This window comes from Trinickia mobilis (genome assembly GCF_017315705.1).
In the GTDB taxonomy this organism is placed as follows: Bacteria; Pseudomonadota; Gammaproteobacteria; order Burkholderiales; family Burkholderiaceae; genus Trinickia_A; species Trinickia_A mobilis.
Genome location: NZ_JAFLRF010000005.1, coordinates 123,238 through 141,051 on the forward strand (window position 1 = coordinate 123,238; position 17,814 = coordinate 141,051).

A 17,814-nucleotide genomic window follows, 5' to 3' on the forward strand; every position below is an offset into this window, starting at 1 on the left:
GCCAAGAAACGTGGCGCGTTTTTCTATCCCGACACATGCAACACATAGGCGATTTGCCGGCGCTAACAAACGGCGCAGCAAACTCGCAATCTCCGGAGGAAAGACGTGAGCAATCTGATCATTCGCAAGGTGGCCGTGCTCGGCGCCGGCGTGATGGGCGCGCAGATCGCGGCGCACCTGATCAACGCCAAGGTGCCGGTGCTGCTGTTCGACCTGCCCGCCAAGGAAGGCCCGAAGAACGGGATCGCGCTGAAGGCGATCGAGAACCTGAAGAAGCTGTCGCCCGCGCCGTTCGGCGAGAAGGACGACGCCGCCTACATCGAGCCCGCCAACTACGACGACGATCTCGCGAAGCTCGCCGAGTGCGACCTCGTGATTGAAGCGATCGCCGAGCGGATGGACTGGAAGCACGACCTGTACAAGAAGGTGTCGCCGCATCTCGGCGCGAACGCGATTTTCGCGAGCAACACGTCGGGGCTGGCGATAACGACGCTGTCCGATGGTTTTGCCGACGAACTGAAAGCGCGCTTCTGCGGCGTGCACTTCTTCAATCCGCCGCGCTACATGCATCTGGTCGAGCTGATTCCGACTTCGCACACGCGTCCGGAAATCCTCGACCAGCTCGAATCGTTCCTGACGAGCGTCGTCGGCAAGGGTGTCGTGCGCGCGAAGGATACGCCGAACTTCATCGCGAACCGCGTCGGTATCTTCTCGATTCTCGCGGTGGTCGCCGAAGCCTCGAAGTTCGGCCTGCGCTTCGACGAAGTCGACGACCTGACCGGCGCGCGCCTCGGCCGCGCGAAGTCGGCGACGTTCCGCACCGCGGACGTGGTCGGTCTCGACACGATGGCGCACGTCATCAAGACGATGCAGGACAACCTCGCCGACGATCCGTTCTTCCCGGTCTACGAGACGCCGGCGGTGCTCGCCGAACTCGTGAAGCAAGGCGCACTCGGCCAGAAGACGGGCGCCGGCTTCTACAAGAAGGAAGGCAAGGCGATCAAGGTGCTCGATCCGAAGACGGGCACGTACGTCGAAGGCGGCGCGAAGGCCGACGAACTGATCGGCCGCATTCTCAAGCGCCCGCCGGCGGAGCGCCTGAAGCTGCTGCGCGAATCGGAGCACCCGCAAGCGCAATTCCTGTGGGCGATCTTCCGCGACGTGTTCCACTACGTCGGCGTGCATCTCGATTCGATCGCCGACAATGCGCGCGACGTCGACCTCGCGATCCGCTGGGGCTTCGGCTGGAACGAAGGCCCGTTCGAGGGCTGGCAGGCGGCGGGCTGGAAGCAGGTCGCCGAGTGGGTGCAGGGAGATATCGCGGCGGGCAAGGCGCTGTCGAAGGCGCCGCTGCCGTCGTGGGTGCTCGAAGGGCCGGTCGCCGAGAACGGCGGCGTGCATACGAACGAAGGGTCGTGGTCGCCCGCGTCGAAGTCGTTCGTGCCGCGCTCAAGGCTCGCCGTGTACGACAAGCAAGTGTTCCGTGCGCCGCTCACCGGCGAGACGGTCGATCCGAAGACCTACGGCAAGACGCTGTTCGAAACCGACGCGGTGCGCGCATGGGTCGATGATCGCGCGGGCGAGGACGACGTCGTCATCGTATCGTTCAAGAGCAAGATGAACACGATCGGGCCGAGCGTGCTCGACGGCCTCGTGCAGGCGATCGAACTGGCGGAGAAGGACTACAAGGGTGTCGTCGTGTGGCAGCCGACCTCGCTCAAGCTCGGCACGCCGGGCGGTCCGTTCTCCGCGGGCGCGAACCTGGAAGAGGCGATGCCCGCGTTCATGATGGGCGGCGCGAAGGGCATCGAGCCGTTCGTGAAGAAGTTCCAGCAAGGGATGCTGCGCGTGAAGTACGCGAACGTTCCGGTCGTCGCGGCCGTGTCGGGCATCGCGCTCGGCGGCGGTTGCGAGCTCGTGCTGCATAGCGCGAAGCGCGTTGCGCACATCGAGAGCTACCTCGGGCTCGTCGAAGCGGGCGTCGGTCTCGTGCCGGCGGGCGGCGGTCTGAAGGAAGCGGCGTTGCGCGCGGCCGATGCGGCGAACGCGGTCGGATTGACGAGCGAGCTCTTGAAATTTGCCACGAAGTCGTTCGAAAACGCGGCGATGGCGAAGGTCTCGGGCTCGGCGCTCGAAGCGCGTTCGATGGGTTATCTCAAGCCGTCCGACCCGATCGTCTTCAACGTGTTCGAGCTGCTCGACACTGCAAAGAAGGAAGCGCGCGCGCTTGCCGCCGCGGGCTACCGTCCGCCGCTGCGCGCGACGCAGATTCCGGTCGCGGGCCGCTCGGCGATTGCGACGATCAAGGCGCAGCTCGTCAACATGCGCGACGGCGGCTTCATCAGCGCGCACGACTACCTGATCGCAAGCCGCATCGCCGAAGCCATCTGCGGCGGCGACGTCGAAGCGGGCAGCGTCGTCGACGAAGCATGGCTGCTGACGCTCGAGCGCCGTGCGTTCGTCGAGCTGCTCGGCACGCAGAAGACGCAGGAACGGATCATGGGCATGCTGCAAACCGGCAAGCCGGTGCGCAACTGATTGAGTGCGCGCGGGCGAACCTAGGAGCTACAAATGAGCAAACAATTGCAAGACGCATATATCGTCGCCGCCAGCCGCACGCCGATCGGCAAGGCGCCGCGCGGCGTGTTCAAGAACACGCGCCCGGATGAACTGCTGGTGCACGCGATCAAGTCGGCGCTCGCGCAGGTGCCGGGACTCGATACGTCGGTGATCGAAGACGCGATCGTCGGCTGTGCGATTCCCGAGGCCGAGCAGGGTCTCAACGTTGCGCGCATGGGCGCGCTGCTCGCGGGCCTGCCGCAGTCGGTCGGCGGCGTGACGGTCAACCGCTTTTGCGCGTCGGGCGTCACCGCCCTGGCGATGGCCGCGGACCGCATTCGCGTCGGCGAAGCGGAGGCGATGATCGCAGGCGGCTGCGAATCGATGAGCATGGTGCCGATGATGGGCAACAAGCCGTCGATGTCGCCGCACATCTTCGATCGCAGCGAAGACTTCGGCATTGCGTACGGCATGGGGCTGACGGGCGAGAAGGTCGCCGAGCGCTGGAAGATCAGCCGCGAGGCGCAGGATCAGTTTTCGCTCGCGTCGCACCAGAAGGCGATTGCCGGGCAGCAGGCCGGCGAGTTCAAGGACGAGATCGCGCCGTACACGCTCGTCGAGCGCTTCCCGGATCTTGCGACGGGCGAGATCAAGGTGAAGACGCGCGAAGTCCTGCTCGACGAAGGTCCGCGTCCCGATACGTCGCTCGAGGGCCTCGCGAAGCTGCGCGCGGTGTTCGCGGCGAAGGGTTCGGTCACGGCCGGCAACAGCTCGCAGACGTCGGACGGCGCGGGCGCGCTGATCGTCGTGTCGGAAAAGATCCTCAAGCAGTTCAACCTGACGCCGCTCGCTCGCTTTGTCAGCTTCGCGGTGCGCGGGGTGCCGCCGGAAATCATGGGCATCGGCCCGAAGGAAGCGATTCCGGCCGCGCTCAAGGCCGCGGGCCTCAAGCAGGACGACATCGACTGGATCGAGCTGAACGAAGCGTTCGCGGCGCAATCGCTCGCTGTGATTCAGGACCTCGGCCTCGATCCGGCCAAGGTCAATCCGCTCGGCGGCGCGATCGCGCTCGGCCACCCGCTCGGCGCGACGGGCGCGATCCGCGCGGCGACGGTGGTCCACGGCCTGCGCCGCCGCAATCTGAAGTACGGGATGGTGACGATGTGCGTCGGCACCGGCATGGGCGCGGCGGGCATCATCGAACGCCTGTAAGCACGGCATTGCGTTGACTACGGTTCGCGTGCGTCCGGGCGACACCCGGAGCGCGCGGACCGTTTTTTCGTTCAGCAGCGGGACCCGCGAACAGGGAGACGACGATGGATATCCTGATCGAACACGCCGAAGGCGTGATGACGATCGCTTTCAACCGGCCTGACAAGAAGAACGCGATCACCGCCGCGATGTATCAGACGATGGCCGACGCGCTCGAAGGCGCGCAGGACGATCCGAAAGTGCGCGCGATCCTGATCCGCGGCAGCGTGGGCATCTTCAGTGCGGGCAATGATCTCGAAGACTTCATGAAGGCGCCGCCGAAGGGCGAGGACGCGCCCGTGTTCCAGTTCCTGCGGCGCATCAGCACGACAGCTAAGCCGGTGGTTGCGTCGGTGGCGGGCGCGGCGATCGGCATCGGCACGACGCTGCTGTTGCACTGCGATCTCGTCTACGCGGCCGATTCGGCCGTGTTCTCGCTGCCGTTCGCGCAGCTCGGCTTGTGCCCGGAAGCTGCGTCGAGCCTCTTGCTGCCGCGTATCGCCGGCTATCAGCTCGCGGCGGAAAAGCTGATGCTCGGCGAAGCGTTCGACGCGAAGGAAGCGCACCGGATGGGAATCGTCAATCGCGTGCTGCCCGCGGCGGAAGTCGATGCGTTCGCGCTCGCGCAGGCGGCGAAGCTGGCCGCGCTGCCCGCTTCGTCGCTGCGCGCGACGAAGTCGCTGATGAAGCACGCGAGCGAGCGCGAGATCGCCGTGCAGATGACCGACGAAGCCGTGCACTTCGGCAAGATGCTGTTGGCGCCGGAAGCGCGCGAAGCGTTCAAGGCGTTCTTCGAGAAGCGCAAGCCGGACTTCAAGCAGTTCGACTGAGGTTTCCCCGGGCGCGGTGGCGCTCGCGCGCCGTTACTGCGTGTCGTAATCGACGTAACTGGTCTCGCGGCAGAAGCTCACGAGCCGCACGCCCGCCTGCCGCGCGATCGCTATCGCAAGCGACGAGGGCGCCGAAATCGTCGCGACCATCGGAATGCCGACGCGCGCCGCCTTGCGCACCAGCTCGTAGCTCGCGCGGCTCGACAGGAACACGAAGCCGTCGGTCGTGTCGGCGCGTTCGAGCACGAGCTGGCCGATGAGCTTGTCGAGCGCGTTATGGCGCCCGACGTCCTCGAATGCGTGGCGAATTGCGCCCTGTGCGTCGCACCATGCGGCGGCGTGCAGGCCGCCTGTGAGCCGCGTGAGCGCCTGGTGCGCGGGCAGCTCGCGCGCCGCGCGCGCGATCGCGTCGGGTGCGAGGCGCGCGAGAAAACCGGTATCGGGCACGCGCTCCGGCGCGAGATCGAGCAAGTCGATGCTTTCGATGCCGCACACGCCGCAGCCGGTCCGTCCGGCGAGCGCGCGGCGCTTGTCCTTCAGCGCGGCGAACGCCTGCTGCACGACCGTCAATTGCACTTCCGCATGCGGGATCTCACCCGTGCGCTGCGTGACCTCGATGTCCTGAATGTCGCTGCCGCGCTCGACGATCCCCTCCGAGATCGCAAACCCGACCGCAAACGCTTCGAGATCGCGCGGCGTCGCCATCATCACCGCGTGGGAGATGCCGTTGAAGACGAGCGCGATCGGCCATTCCTGGCCGATCTGGTCGGTGACGGATTCGATTGTGCCGGACCGGTGCCGGCGCACGTGTTGATCGATGACGCCGGGCTGCTCGGCGGCTTCCAATGGGTCCAAGTTCACTCCTCGCGCGGCGCGGCGGCGGGTTGCAGCGGCCGTGCCAAAGGCTGCCTTCGTCCGTTGCCCGCCGGATAAGGTTCTAAAATACCCCAAGCAGGCAACGCGTGCCGCGTAACGTCTGTGAGAGCCCCCATACCTGTCGCTACGCGCGAGGCCCCCCGAAGGGGGCGGAAAACTTGGGGCGGCCCGGCGTTTTCTCGAGGACACCGCCATGGGATTGCATGACAAGCCGCTTCTCTTCGATTTCGAAGTGATTTCGTCCGAGAACCTCACCTTTATGCCAATGTCGGTGCGCTTCAATCTCGACCGCTTCGGCCTGCGCATCTCGCTCGCGCAATGGCAGATGCTGCCGCTCGAGGACCGCGCGCTGCTCGCGCGCTTCCCGGTGGAGGACGACCGCGACTCGGCCATCGAGCCGAACTTCGACCATGCGCTCTTCGAGATGATGCGCACGCACGCCAACGTCGAGCCGGACTGGTTCTCGCCGGAAGGGGAGCCGGCCTGGCGCAACACCGAAGTCGTGCCGGAAGGCGTGATCCGTCAAAGCAGCATCGCGAGCTTGAGCGCGCCGACGCCCGAAAGGTGGGCGCAGCTCGATCCGTTCAAGCGCTATGTGCTGACGAAGCTGTCGAGGAAGCCCGAGGGCAATCACGATTTCATCCCTGCGATGAAGGAGTTCGGGCTCGCGCCCTGAACCGGGCTGAGCGCGGCGATTTTTTATATCCGCTACCCCTTAATCTTCGCCGGACCGTGCCGTTATCCATGAGTTGGCGCGCAGAGAGTCCGTATTCGTCCGATGAAATGCGAATGCGGACAAGCCGAGAACGATAGCCGCGCCTGCCTCCCAGAACGAACGGCGTTCGGTATCCATGACCTTTTCTTTTTCGAAGCGGCTGCTGATCAATATCGCAGTCGTCGCCGCCGCGGTCGGCGCGAACGCGTTTGTCGCGTACACGCAGATCCGCAGCCAGCGCGCAGCCGACGAGCGCACGATGCGCTCGATGAGCGTCAAGCACGATCTCGAAGCCTATCGCTCGACGCTCGGCGAAGGCCTCGCGGCGCTCGGCAACTTCGAGTCATCGGGGGTGCTGGTGCCGGACGGCTGGCGCGAGAGCGCGAAGACTCAGGCGCTGACGAACCTCGCGGCCTCGCTGCGCACCCAGCTTGCGGGCGCTCCCGACACGAGCGCGCCGCTCGACTGGCTGCTCGCGAGCGGCCAGAGCTTCGAGCGCGACGCGCAGGCGGCGCTCGCCCACGCGGCGACCTTGCCGGACACCGCCGCGCGCGTCTGGGCGGCACCGGCGTACACGCGGCTCGGCTCGGAGCTCTCGGGCGTCGATACGGCGCTCGCTTTGCTGCGTCAGCGCGAGGACGAGGCGCTCGAGGCCGCGCTCGCCGATTCCGCGCACTCCACCCGGCGCGCGACCTGGGTGCTGATCTTCACGATGATCGTCGGCAGCGGCTTGCTGATCTACACGTTCGGCATGCGCGAAAGCGCGGCGCGTGCGAAGATCCGCGTCGCACGGGCGCTGCGCCGCAGCGACGAGCGTTTCCGCGAGCTGTTCGACGCGCATCCGGTGCCGATGTGGATCTACGATCGCGAAACGCTGCGCTTTCTCGCGGTGAACGCGGCGACGATGCACCAGTATGGCCACGCCGAGGACGATTTTCTGGCGATGACGATCCGCGAGATCCGTCCCGCCGACGAACTTCCGCGCCTCGAATCCTATTTGGCGCGCAGCGATGCACCGCAGCGTCGCGGGCGCGTGAGCGCGGGTGTCTGGCGGCACCGGCGCCGCGACGGCTCGCTCCTTTCCGCCGATATCTCGATCCATGCGCTCACGTTCATGGGGCGCCCGGCAATGTTCGTGCTGGCCGACGACGTGACCGACCAGATCAACGCCGAAGCCGAAGCGCAGCGCTCGACGCAGATGCTCGAAACGGTGATCGACAACATTCCGCAGCGTATTTCGTGGAAGGATCGCGAGTTGCGCTACCTCGGCTGCAACATGACTTTCGCGCGCGACGCCGGGCTCGCGTACACCGAGCAAGTCGTCGGCAAGACCGACTTCGATTTGCCTTGGAAGGAGGTGGCGGTCGCGTTGCGCCGCGCCGACGAGGACGTGATCGCGACCGGCGTGCCGAAGATGAACGTGGAGTTCGACCTCCTGATCGACGGCGTGCACCGCGCGGCGGTGGCGAGCAAGATTCCGCTCACCAATGCCGACGGCGAGGTGATCGGCGTGCTCAGCTCGTACACGGACGTCACGGACCGCAAGCGCTCGGATCTCGCATTGCGTCTGCAAAGCCGCGCGCTCGACGCGAGCGTCAACGCGATCCTGATCACCGGCCCGGCGGAGGGCGGCCACCTGATCGAATACGTGAACCCGGCGTTCAAGCGGATCACGGGCTACGATCCGGCGGACGTGATCGGCCAGGACTGTCGCTTCCTGCAGCGCGACGACCGCGACCAGGAAGGGCTCGTCGCGATTCGCGAGGGGCTCGCGGCGAACCGCGAAGTGAGCGCCGTGCTGCGCAATTACCGCAAGGACGGCGCGCTGTTCTGGAATCAGCTGTTCATCGCGCCGGTGCCGAACACCGACGGCGAGACGACGCACCACATCGGCGTGATCAACGAGGTGACCGACCTGATCCGCTATCAGGAGCAGCTCGAATACCAGGCGAACTACGACGGCTTGACGCGCCTGCCGAACCGCAACCTGCTGCGCGAGCGGCTGCAGCAGGCGCTCTCGACGGCGCAGCGGCGCGACAAGCGCGTGGCCGTGGTGTTCATCGACCTCGACGGCTTCAAGAACGTCAACGACAGCCTCGGCCATAGCGTCGGCGACCGCCTGCTTGCGGTCGTGGCCGAGCGCCTGGCACGCAGCGCGCGGGCGAGCGATACCGTCGCGCGCCACGGCGGCGACGAGTTCGTGACCGTGCTGACCGACGTCTCCGACGAGCAATCGCTGATCGCCTGGATGGAGCGCGTGCGCGCGGCGATCTCGGAGCCGGTGCTGCTCGACGGCACGGAGCTTTATGTCGGCTGCAGCATGGGCGCGAGCCTCTTCCCGCAGGACGGCGAAGACGCCGAGACGCTGATGAAGAAGGCCGACCTCGCGATGTACCGGGCGAAAGACATGGGCCGCAACACGTTCCAGTTCTATCAGCCGGAGATGAACACGAGCGTCGGGGCGCGCCTGAGCCTCGAGAGGCGCTTGCGGCGCGCGCTGCGCGACAACGAATTCCTGCTGCACTACCAGCCGCAGGTCGATATCGCGACGGGCAAGATCGTCGGCATGGAGGCGCTCGTGCGCTGGCTCGATCCCGAAGTCGGGCTCGTGCCGCCGTCCGCGTTCATTCCGGTCGCGGAGGAAAGCGGCCTCATCGGACCGCTGTCGGAATGGGTGCTGCGCGAAGCCTGCCGGCAGAACAAGGCGTGGCAGGAGGCAGGGTTGCCGGCTGCGCGCGTGTCGGTGAACTTGTCGGCGCGGCAGTTCCAGCAGCGCGACATCGCCAAGCTCGTGATGTCGATTCTCGAAGAGACCGGGCTCGAGCCGCAGTATCTCGAACTCGAGCTGACCGAAAGCACGATCATGCGCAATGCCGAGGAGGCCGTGGTGATGCTCAACGAGCTGCACGCGCTCGGCATCAGCATCGCGATCGACGACTTCGGCACCGGCTATTCGAGCCTCGGGTATCTCAAGCGCTTCCCGGTCGATCGTTTGAAGATCGACCGCTCGTTCGTGTCGGACATCGGCGCCTCGGACGAGGACGAGACCATCACGTCGGCCATCATCGCGCTTGCGCACTCGCTGGAGCTACAGGTGATCGCGGAGGGCGTCGAGACCTCGTCGCAGCTCGATTTCCTGCGGGAGCGCTCTTGCCACGAAATGCAGGGCTTTTTCTTTGCCAAGCCGATGCCGCGCGACGCCATTCCAGGCTTGCTGCAGCAAGGGATGGCGACGGCGGCGCAAGAGGCGTAAGGCGGCGAGACGGAAGGGGCGCGGCGAGCCTGCGTGCAAGCCGCGAACGGCGGGCTCAATGTGGGCTCAAGCGACGTCGGGCAGCTTGCGCGGACGGCGGTCGCGGTCGGTCGCGACGTAGGTGAGCTCGGCTTCCGTGACCTTCACGGTTTCTTCCGCGAGGCTCATGCGTTGCGCGAACACCTCGACCGATACCGTCACCGACGTGTTGCCCGTCTTCACGATATCCGCGTAGAAGCTCAGCAGGTCGCCGACGAACACCGGCTGCTTGAAGATGAACGAATTGACCGCGACGGTCGCGACGCGGCCGTTCGCGCGGCGGCTTGCGGGGATCGAGCCGGCAATGTCGACTTGCGCCATGATCCAGCCGCCGAACACGTCGCCGTGGACGTTGGCGTCCGAAGGCTGCGGCACGACGCGCAGCGCGCACGGTTTTTGCGGAAGCGCGGGAGGGGTGGTCATCGAGATATCCATTAGAAAAGAAGCGCGGGGCGCGGTGAGCGTGCGTCGCGGGCAATCCGGGAAAGGCGGCCGGACAGGGCGGTTCGCTCGGCCCGAGGCCGCGGAGAGCGGCGCCAGTCGGCTTCTGCGACAATAGCAGAGCGTTGGAATTGTACGGGAAACCATGCGTTCCACCCTTTCCGCCGCCCGCTTTCTTCCGACCATGCGCCGCTATTCCGCTCCCTCCGAACCCGCACCCCTCTCGACCGGGCCTCGCAACGACTGGCAGACGATCGTCTCGCTGATGCCCTATCTCGCGACGTACAAGTGGCGCGTCGTGCTGGCGCTGTCGTGCCTGATCGGCGCGAAGGTCGCGAACCTGGGCGTGCCGATCGTGATGAAACGGATCGTCGACGGCCTCGAGTCGATCCGGCACCTGACCGCGCTCGGCCGTGCGCAACAGGATCCGGTGATCGTGCTCGCGGGCGGCATCGGGCTCCTCGTCGTCGCCTACGCGGCGGTGCGGCTGTCGACGTCGATGTTCACCGAGCTGCGCGAAATCCTCTTTTCGAAAGTGACCGAGAGCGCGGTGCGCCAGCTCGCACTGAAGGTGTTCCGCCATCTGCATGCGCTGTCGCTGCGGTTTCATCTCGACCGGCAGACGGGTGGCATGTCGCGCGATATCGAGCGCGGCACGCGCGGCATCCAGCAGCTCATTTCGTATTCGCTCTACAGCATCCTGCCGACGCTTGTCGAAGTCGGCCTCGTGCTCGGTTTCTTCGTCGTCAAGTACGACGCGTACTACGCGATCGTCACGGGCATCGCGCTCGCCGCGTACATCGTGTTCACGGTCAAGGTCACCGAATGGCGCACGCATTTCAGGCGCACGATGAACGAGCTCGATTCGCGCGCGAACTCGCGGGCGATCGATTCGCTGCTCAACTACGAAACAGTCAAGTATTTCGGCAACGAGGAGTGGGAAGCGCAGCGCTACGACGAGAACCTCAAGCGCTATCGCGCGGCGGCGATCAAGTCGCAGAACTCGCTCTCGTTCCTGAACTTCGGGCAGCAGGCGATCATCGGCACGGGGCTCGTGTTCATCCTGTGGCGCGCGACGCAAGGCGTGATGGCGGGGCGTCTCACGCTCGGCGACCTCGTGCTGATCAACACGTTCATGCTGCAGCTCTATATCCCGCTGAATTTTCTGGGCGTCGTCTACCGCGAGCTCAAGCAAAGCCTGACCGACATGGACCGCATGTTTACGCTGCTTGGCGCCGCACGCGAAGTGCCCGATGCGCCGGGCGCGCCCGCGTTGTCGGTGACGGGCGGCGAAGTGCGCTTCGAGCACGTGAGCTTCGCTTATGAAGCCGCGCGTCCCATCCTCTTCGACGTGAGCTTCACGATTGCCGCGGGCACGACGACGGCGGTGGTCGGCCATAGCGGCTCGGGCAAGTCGACGCTCGCGCGGCTGATGTTCCGCTTCTACGATCTGGACCGCACGACAGGCGGCGCGATCAAGATCGACGGCCAGGACATCCGCGACTTGACGCAGGATTCGCTGCGCGCGTCGATCGGCAGCGTTCCGCAGGACACGGTGCTCTTCAACGATTCGATCTACTACAACATCGCGTACGGACGGCCGACGGCCACGCGCGACGAAGTGATCGCGGCGGCGCGCGCCGCGCACATCCACGAATTCATCGAAGGCTTGCCGAAGGGCTATGACACGCCGGTGGGCGAGCGCGGCTTGAAGCTGTCGGGCGGCGAGAAGCAGCGCGTCGCGATTGCGCGCACGATCTTGAAGAACCCGCCGATCTTGTTGTTCGACGAGGCGACGTCGGCGCTCGATTCGCGCTCGGAGCGCGCGATCCAGCAGGAACTCGACCATATCGCGCGAGAGCGCACGACGCTCGTCATTGCGCACCGTCTATCGACGGTCGTGCACGCGCAGCAGATCATCGTGATGGATCGCGGGAGGATCGTCGAGCGGGGCACGCATGCGGAGCTGTTGAGCGCGGGCGGGCTGTTCGCGCAGATGTGGGCGTTGCAGCAGCAGCGCGCGGCGTCGCAAGTCAGCGCTTGACGCTCTCGCGCGAGCGCAACGCGTCGTCCAGCGCCTTGAGCTGCGCGGGCGTGCCGACGTTCTCCCACGGGCCTTCGTAAAGCTCGCCGCTCACGCGTCCGGCGCCGATGGCATCGCGATAGTACGGCGTCAGCGCGCGCCGCGTGCCGGGCGGCAAAGCGCGGAACATCCGCGTGTCGTAGAGCCCGATGCTGCCGAACGTGTAGCGCGGCGCGCCGTCGAGCGACACCTTGCCGCCGGCCAGCGCGAAGTCTCCAGCGGGATGAAACGCGGGATTCGGCACCATCACGAGATGCATGCCCGGCTCGTCGGCCGAAGCCATCCGCGCTGCACGTTCGCGCAAGCGCGCATAGTCGAAATCGCAGTACACGTCGCCGGCCACCGCAATGAAGACTTGCGGCGCTCCCGCGTCTTCGATGAGCGGCAGCGCCTGCGCAATGCCGCCCGCGGTTTCGAGCGCTTCGCCCTCCGCCGAATACAAGAGGCGCACGCCCCAGCGCGAGCCGTCGCCGAGTGCGCTTTCGATCTGCTCGCCGAGCCACGCGTGGTTGATCACGATCGTATCGAAGCCCGCGGCCGCCAGCCGTTCGATCTGCCAGACGATCAGCGGCTTGCCGCCTGCTTCGAGGAGCGGCTTCGGGCAGGTGTCGGTGAGCGGGCGCATCCGGTCGCCGCGCCCGGCCGCAAAGATCATCGCTTTGTTCAAGGTGTGCGCCATCGTTCAGAACGTGTAGCCGACTTCGGTTGCGCGGCCCGCGAGGTCGTCGAGCAGCTTCGCGAAGGCGCCGAGCGGGCGATAGCGCTCGCTGACCTTGCGCGCGTAATCGAGGAAGCGGGGCAGGTCCGCGAGGTAATGCGGCTTGCCGTCGCGATAGTTGATGCGGGCGAAGAGGCCGAGCACCTTGATGTGCCGCTGCAGGCCCATCCATTCGAGTTGCCGGTAGAACTCGCCGAAGTCGGCGTCGACCGGCAAGCCGGCCTTCTTCGCGCGCTCCCAGTAATAGGCGAAGCAGTCGAGCTCGAACGCCTCGTCCCAGCTGATGAACGCATCGCGCAGGAGCGATGCCACGTCGTACGTGATCGGACCGTACACCGCGTCCTGGAAGTCGAGCACGCCGGGATTCGGCACCGCGATCATCAGGTTGCGCGGCATGAAATCGCGCAGCATGTAAACCTGCGGCTGCGCACGTGCGCTCGCGATCAAGAGGGCGAACGTGCGGTCCAGCACGTCGCGCTGGCTGGTGTCGAGCGTGCAATCGAGATGCCGCCCCACGAACCACTCGGGCATCAGCTCCATTTCGCGGCGAAGGAATGCTTCGTCGAACGGCGGCAGCACGCCCTCGCGCGACACGAGCTGCCAGCGGATCAACGTGTCCAGCGCATCGCGCATGAGCGGCCGCGCACGCTCGGCATCCTTCGGATCGAGCGTTGCGATATACGACTGCGTGCCGAGATCGGTCACGAGCATGAAACCTTGCTCGAAATCACATTCCAGTACGCTCGGCACGTGCACGCCCGCTGCGGCGAGCATGTGTGCGATGTCGACGAATTCGCGGCATTTTTCGGGCGGCGGCGCATCGACGGCGATCAATGTTTCGCCATGCGCGCCCGCGCTTTTCAGCCTGAAATACCGTCGAAAGCTGGCGTCGGAGGAGGCGGGACAAAGCGTGGCGACGTCGAGCAGGTAGCGTTGATCTAGCGAGGACAACCAGTTCGTAAGGTGTTCGCGGCGGGAATCGGCTGGAGTCGGCGTCATAAAATGGGAGAGCAAAACTTCTTGCAATATAATACCCCACGACTTTTTTGACGCGCCCCGTGTTCGGCCTTCGCACGGTTCTCACGATTTCAGTTTGACCGCCCGCCGTATCGCCCGATCGATCACTCCTCTTTCGTGCGCACTCAGACCGCCGCGTCCTCGCCGGGCGGGCGGTTCTTCGTGTGACCGTGCAATGCTTGGCTGCCGGGCCGATTCGCCAAACGATACATGCCGCCAAAACAGCTTTTCCCAACGACGAACCCCTCAAGCGACGCGTCGCCGCGCAAAAGGCGGCTCGTCGCGGCGTTGATCGCCGTGCCGGGCCTGCTGCCGTCGGTATCGAGCGCCCAGCTCGCGGGCGCCGCAGCGCAGCCGCAACAGATCGACGCGCCGTGGGGCCTGCGGCTCGCCCCACAACTCGAAGAGCATCCGCTTACGCCGGGCGACAAGCCCGTCACCTTCGTGCTCGGCGACCAGGCGAGCGGCACCAGCGATCAGGACATGGCCGCGAAGGGCTCGGCCGAGATTCGCCACAACCTGTCGGTGATCAAGGCGGACGCGCTGCACTACGACGAAGACACCGACATGGCCGACGCCTACGGCACGGTGCGTGTCATCGACAATGGCGTGTCGTTCATCGGGCCGGAAGCGCATTTGAAGGTGGACTCGAACCAGGGCTACATGCCGACGCCGAAGTACCACTTCAACATCACGGGCGGTTCGGGCAGCGCCAAGCAGGTGCAACTGCTCGACAGCGAGCGTTCGATTTTCCAGAGCGCCACCTATACGGCGTGCCAGTGCGCGAACCCGGCGTGGTACATCAAGGGCAGTGAGTTCGAGTTCGACACCGGTGCCGATGAAGGCGTCGCGCACAATGCCGTGGTGTTTTTCCAGGGCGTGCCGATCTTCGCGAGCCCATGGCTGTCGTTTCCGCTCTCCGATGCGCGCAGAAGCGGCCTGTTGCCGCCCACCTGGTCGACGGGCGGGAGCAACGGCTTCGAACTTTCGGTCCCTTACTACTTCAACATCGCGCCGAACCGTGACCTGACGCTGACGCCGACGATCATCTCGAAGCGCGGGCTGGAAACGGATGCGCAGTTCCGCTATCTGTCGCCGACGTACTCCGGCTCGATCACGGGCATCTTCCTGCCCGACGACGCGATCACGAAGACGAACCGTTACTCGATTTCGATCAACCACAACCAGAACTTCGGCAACGGGTTCGGCGGGTACATCTACTACAACCGGGTTTCGGACAACACCTTCCCTGAGGATCTGGGCTCGTCGACGGCGCAGATCATCAACGGGACGCAGCTGCTGTATCAGCAGGAAGCCGGGCTGACCTACAACAACGGCCCGTGGTCCGTGCTGACGCGGGTGCAGGACTGGCAGACGCTCTATCCGTCGATCGCGCCGTACGGGCGGGAGCCGGAGCTCAACGTCAAGTACGCGAAATACAACGTCGGCGGCTTCGACTTCGGCGCGGCGGCCGACTACACGCGCTTCACGATCACGACGCAGGACACGATCCAAGGCGATCGCTTCACCTTCGATCCGTACCTGTCGTACTCGCTCGTCGGCCCCGGCTACTTCGTGACGCCGAAGGTGCAATGGCACTTCGCGTCGTACCAGCTCAGCACGATCGGGCTGAGCCAGACCGGCACTGCGCCGCCTGCCGGGCAGCCGAGGAACTTCACCGAGCAGATCCCGACGTTCTCGTTCGATTCGGGGCTGATCTTCGAACGCTCGGTGCGGCTCTTCGGCGAGGATTACACGCAGACGCTCGAACCGCGTCTGTACTACGTCTACACGCCGTACCGCAACCAGGACTTCGCGCCGCTCTTCGACACCGCGGAAGCGGACTTCGGGCTCGCCGAAATCTTCACGCCGAATACGTTCGTCGGCGGCGACCGCGTGGCCGACGCCAACCGCATCACGGCGGCGCTCACGACTCGCTTCATCAATCCGGCGAGCGGCGACGAGCGGGCGCGCTTCGTCCTCGCGCAGGAATACTATTTCCGGGATCAGCGCGTCACCCTGCTGCCGGGCGAGACGTCCACGCAGGCGACGCGCTCGGACTTGATCGCGGGGGCGTCGATCAAGCTCGGAAGCGCTTTCGCGTCGGAAACCGCCGTCCAATATAATGCGGAGAACAGCCAGCTCCGGCAGGCCGTGGCTGGCTTCGCGTTCAGCCCGGAAGCGGGCAAGGTGCTCAATTTCGCGTACCGCTATACGCGCGCGGATACCACGCTCGATTTCACGCCGGTCCGGCAGCTCACGATTTCCGCGCAGTGGCCGCTCACGCACCACTTTTTCGGCGTGGCGCGCATCAACTACGACCTGGCCGGGCATTCCTTAGTCGATAGCCTGGTTGGGTTGCAGTACGATGCGGACTGCTGGGTGCTGGGTGTCGGCGTCCAGCGTTACGCGAACGGCGTGAGTTCTGCGGGGACCCCGACTCAGGGAACGAAATACCTGATGCAGCTCACGCTCAAGGGCTTGTCCAACGTCGACAACGGCTTGGTTCAGTCCTTCCGCGCAGCGGTGCCGGGGTACACGCCGCTGCCGCCGCCGCCGCCGCCCCAGGCGCGGTTCACTGACTATGAATGAGCATGAGCGACATGCAAACGAACGGGCGGGACGAGCCCGATATCATTGGAGTAGCTGTGGCAATCATGAAGAATCTTCGTTTGGCAACGCTCGCGGCCGGTCTCGGTCTTGCCGCTGCGGTCACTTTTTTGCCGGTGTCGAGCGCATCTGCTCAAGCATTGGGCTCGCCGAGCGGCCAGACGGCGGATTCCGTCGCTGCCATCGTCAATAACGACGTCATCACGCAGCTCGAACTGGATCAGCGGGTCGGTCTGATCACGCGGCGTCTGCAGCAGCAGAACGCGCCGGTGCCGCCGCTCGACCAACTGCGCGCCCAGGTCCTGAACCAGATGGTGCTCGAGCGCATCCAGCTCGAGAAGGCGAAGGAAGACGGCATCAACGTCAGCGACGCCGACGTGCAGACGACGCTGCAGCGTCTCGCGCAGGCGAACAGCATGTCGCTGGACATGTACCGCGCGCGCCTGGAGGCGGAAGGGGTGCCCTGGTCGGTGTTCGCGCGCGACGCGCGCACCGAGCTGACGCTCTCGCGGCTGCGCGAGAAGGAAGTCGACAGCAAGGTCACTGTCTCGGATGCGGAAGTCGCGAACTACATCGCAAGCCAGCGCGGGCCGGCTGCGAAAGTGCAGCTCGATCTGCACTTGGACCACATTCTGGTCAAGGTGCCGGCCAATGCGGCGCAAGCGGATGTCGACGCGGCGCAGAAGAAGGCTCAAGCGATCCTGCAGCAGGCCACCGCGTCCGGCGCGAAGTTCGAATCGCTCGCGAAGGACGGCTCCCAGGCCGACGATGCGAAGAAGGGCGGCGACATGGGCTTCGTGCCGCAGTCGAAACTGCCGGCCGATTTCGTCAGCGCCGCGGCGCAGTTGCGTCCCGGCCAGGTGAACCCCGATCTGATCCGCACGGGCGACGGCTTCGAAATCGTGAAGCTGGTCGACCGCCGCGCAGGCCAGGGCAGCAACGCGGCCGATGCGCCGAAGCTCGTGCAGACGCACGTGCGGCACATTCTGCTGCGCGTCGGCAATGGCCTTTCCGAGCCCGAAGCGCGCCAGAAGCTGCTCGATATCCGCCAGCAGATCGAAGCCGGCGGCGATTTCGCCAAGTTCGCGCGCTCTTACTCGCAGGACGGTTCGGCGTCGCAAGGCGGCGATCTCGGCTGGATCAGCCCGGGCGAGACCGTGCCCGACTTCGAACGCGCGATGAACAACCTGAAGGACGGCGAGATCAGCGAACCGGTGCGCAGCGAATACGGCTATCACCTGATCCAGGTGCTCGACCGTCGCGAAGCGGAAGGGTCGGTGACGCAGCAAATGGACATCGCGCGTCAGGCGATCGGCCAACGCAAGGCCGAGCAGGCCTACGCAGACTGGCTGCGCGAGCTGCGCGATTCCGCGTACGTGCAGTACAAGGGCGACCTTGCCGCGCTGCAACAGCAGCAATAAC

Annotated in this window: 12 protein-coding genes; 8 read left to right on the top strand and 4 right to left on the bottom strand. The window is 65.6% G+C overall.

Annotated features, from left to right (window positions below; genetic code table 11):
• Positions 1 to 105 precede the first annotated feature (105 nt).
• The 3 genes from J3489_RS09030 (at position 106) to J3489_RS09040 (ending at position 4,640) form a co-directional block, all read left to right on the top strand.
• Positions 106 to 2,538 (top strand): 3-hydroxyacyl-CoA dehydrogenase/enoyl-CoA hydratase family protein, encoded by a 2,433-nt coding sequence (locus tag J3489_RS09030; RefSeq protein WP_206997380.1) that lies wholly within the window; start codon positions 106 to 108, stop codon positions 2,536 to 2,538.
• A 33-nt stretch (positions 2,539 to 2,571) separates the two neighbouring features.
• Complete coding sequence (locus J3489_RS09035) at positions 2,572 to 3,771, top strand: acetyl-CoA C-acyltransferase (RefSeq protein WP_206997381.1); 1,200 nt, start codon at positions 2,572 to 2,574, stop codon at positions 3,769 to 3,771.
• Between the two features lie 104 nt (positions 3,772 to 3,875).
• On the top strand, positions 3,876 to 4,640 hold the full coding sequence (locus J3489_RS09040) for an enoyl-CoA hydratase (RefSeq protein ID WP_206997382.1): 765 nt from the start codon (positions 3,876 to 3,878) through the stop codon (positions 4,638 to 4,640).
• Between the two features lie 33 nt (positions 4,641 to 4,673).
• On the opposite strand, the gene fdhD is transcribed toward J3489_RS09040, so the two are convergent.
• On the bottom strand, positions 4,674 to 5,495 hold the full coding sequence (gene fdhD, locus J3489_RS09045) for a formate dehydrogenase accessory sulfurtransferase FdhD (protein WP_206997383.1): 822 nt from the start codon (positions 5,493 to 5,495) through the stop codon (positions 4,674 to 4,676).
• 214 nt (positions 5,496 to 5,709) lie between these two features.
• Between fdhD and J3489_RS09050 the strand changes: the two genes are divergently transcribed.
• Both J3489_RS09050 and J3489_RS09055 read left to right on the top strand, forming a co-directional pair.
• Positions 5,710 to 6,192, top strand: coding sequence for a nitrate reductase associated protein (locus tag J3489_RS09050; RefSeq protein ID WP_206997384.1), 483 nt, complete (start codon positions 5,710 to 5,712; stop codon positions 6,190 to 6,192).
• Between the two features lie 175 nt (positions 6,193 to 6,367).
• Complete coding sequence (locus tag J3489_RS09055; RefSeq protein WP_206997385.1) at positions 6,368 to 9,484, top strand: sensor domain-containing protein; 3,117 nt, start codon at positions 6,368 to 6,370, stop codon at positions 9,482 to 9,484.
• Between the two features lie 66 nt (positions 9,485 to 9,550).
• On the opposite strand, the gene J3489_RS09060 is transcribed toward J3489_RS09055, so the two are convergent.
• Positions 9,551 to 9,946 carry an acyl-CoA thioesterase gene (locus J3489_RS09060; protein WP_374193442.1) on the bottom strand — a complete coding sequence of 132 codons (396 nt, stop codon included), beginning with the start codon at positions 9,944 to 9,946 and terminating at the stop codon, positions 9,551 to 9,553.
• Positions 9,947 to 10,148: 202 nt separating this feature from the next.
• Here J3489_RS09060 and J3489_RS09065 point away from each other — a divergent pair, with 202 nt between their 5' ends.
• The gene (locus tag J3489_RS09065; RefSeq protein WP_206997582.1) at positions 10,149 to 12,008 is read left to right on the top strand and encodes an ABCB family ABC transporter ATP-binding protein/permease; all 1,860 of its coding nucleotides are present in this window, start codon (positions 10,149 to 10,151) and stop codon (positions 12,006 to 12,008) included.
• Here the strand turns inward: J3489_RS09065 and murU are convergent.
• Complete coding sequence (gene murU / locus J3489_RS09070; protein ID WP_206997387.1) at positions 11,998 to 12,726, bottom strand: N-acetylmuramate alpha-1-phosphate uridylyltransferase MurU; 729 nt, start codon at positions 12,724 to 12,726, stop codon at positions 11,998 to 12,000. The two genes, J3489_RS09065 and murU, sit on opposite strands and share 11 nt — an antisense overlap.
• A gap of 3 nt (positions 12,727 to 12,729) precedes the next feature.
• Positions 12,730 to 13,764 (bottom strand): aminoglycoside phosphotransferase family protein, encoded by a 1,035-nt coding sequence (locus J3489_RS09075; protein ID WP_206997388.1) that lies wholly within the window; start codon positions 13,762 to 13,764, stop codon positions 12,730 to 12,732.
• A 228-nt stretch (positions 13,765 to 13,992) separates the two neighbouring features.
• Here J3489_RS09075 and J3489_RS09080 point away from each other — a divergent pair, with 228 nt between their 5' ends.
• Positions 13,993 to 16,374 carry an LPS-assembly protein LptD gene (locus J3489_RS09080; protein WP_206997389.1) on the top strand — a complete coding sequence of 794 codons (2,382 nt, stop codon included), beginning with the start codon at positions 13,993 to 13,995 and terminating at the stop codon, positions 16,372 to 16,374.
• A 56-nt stretch (positions 16,375 to 16,430) separates the two neighbouring features.
• Positions 16,431 to 17,813: a peptidylprolyl isomerase gene (locus J3489_RS09085; protein WP_206997583.1), complete on the top strand. Its 1,383-nt coding sequence runs from the start codon at positions 16,431 to 16,433 to the stop codon at positions 17,811 to 17,813.
• Position 17,814: the final 1 nt, after the last annotated feature.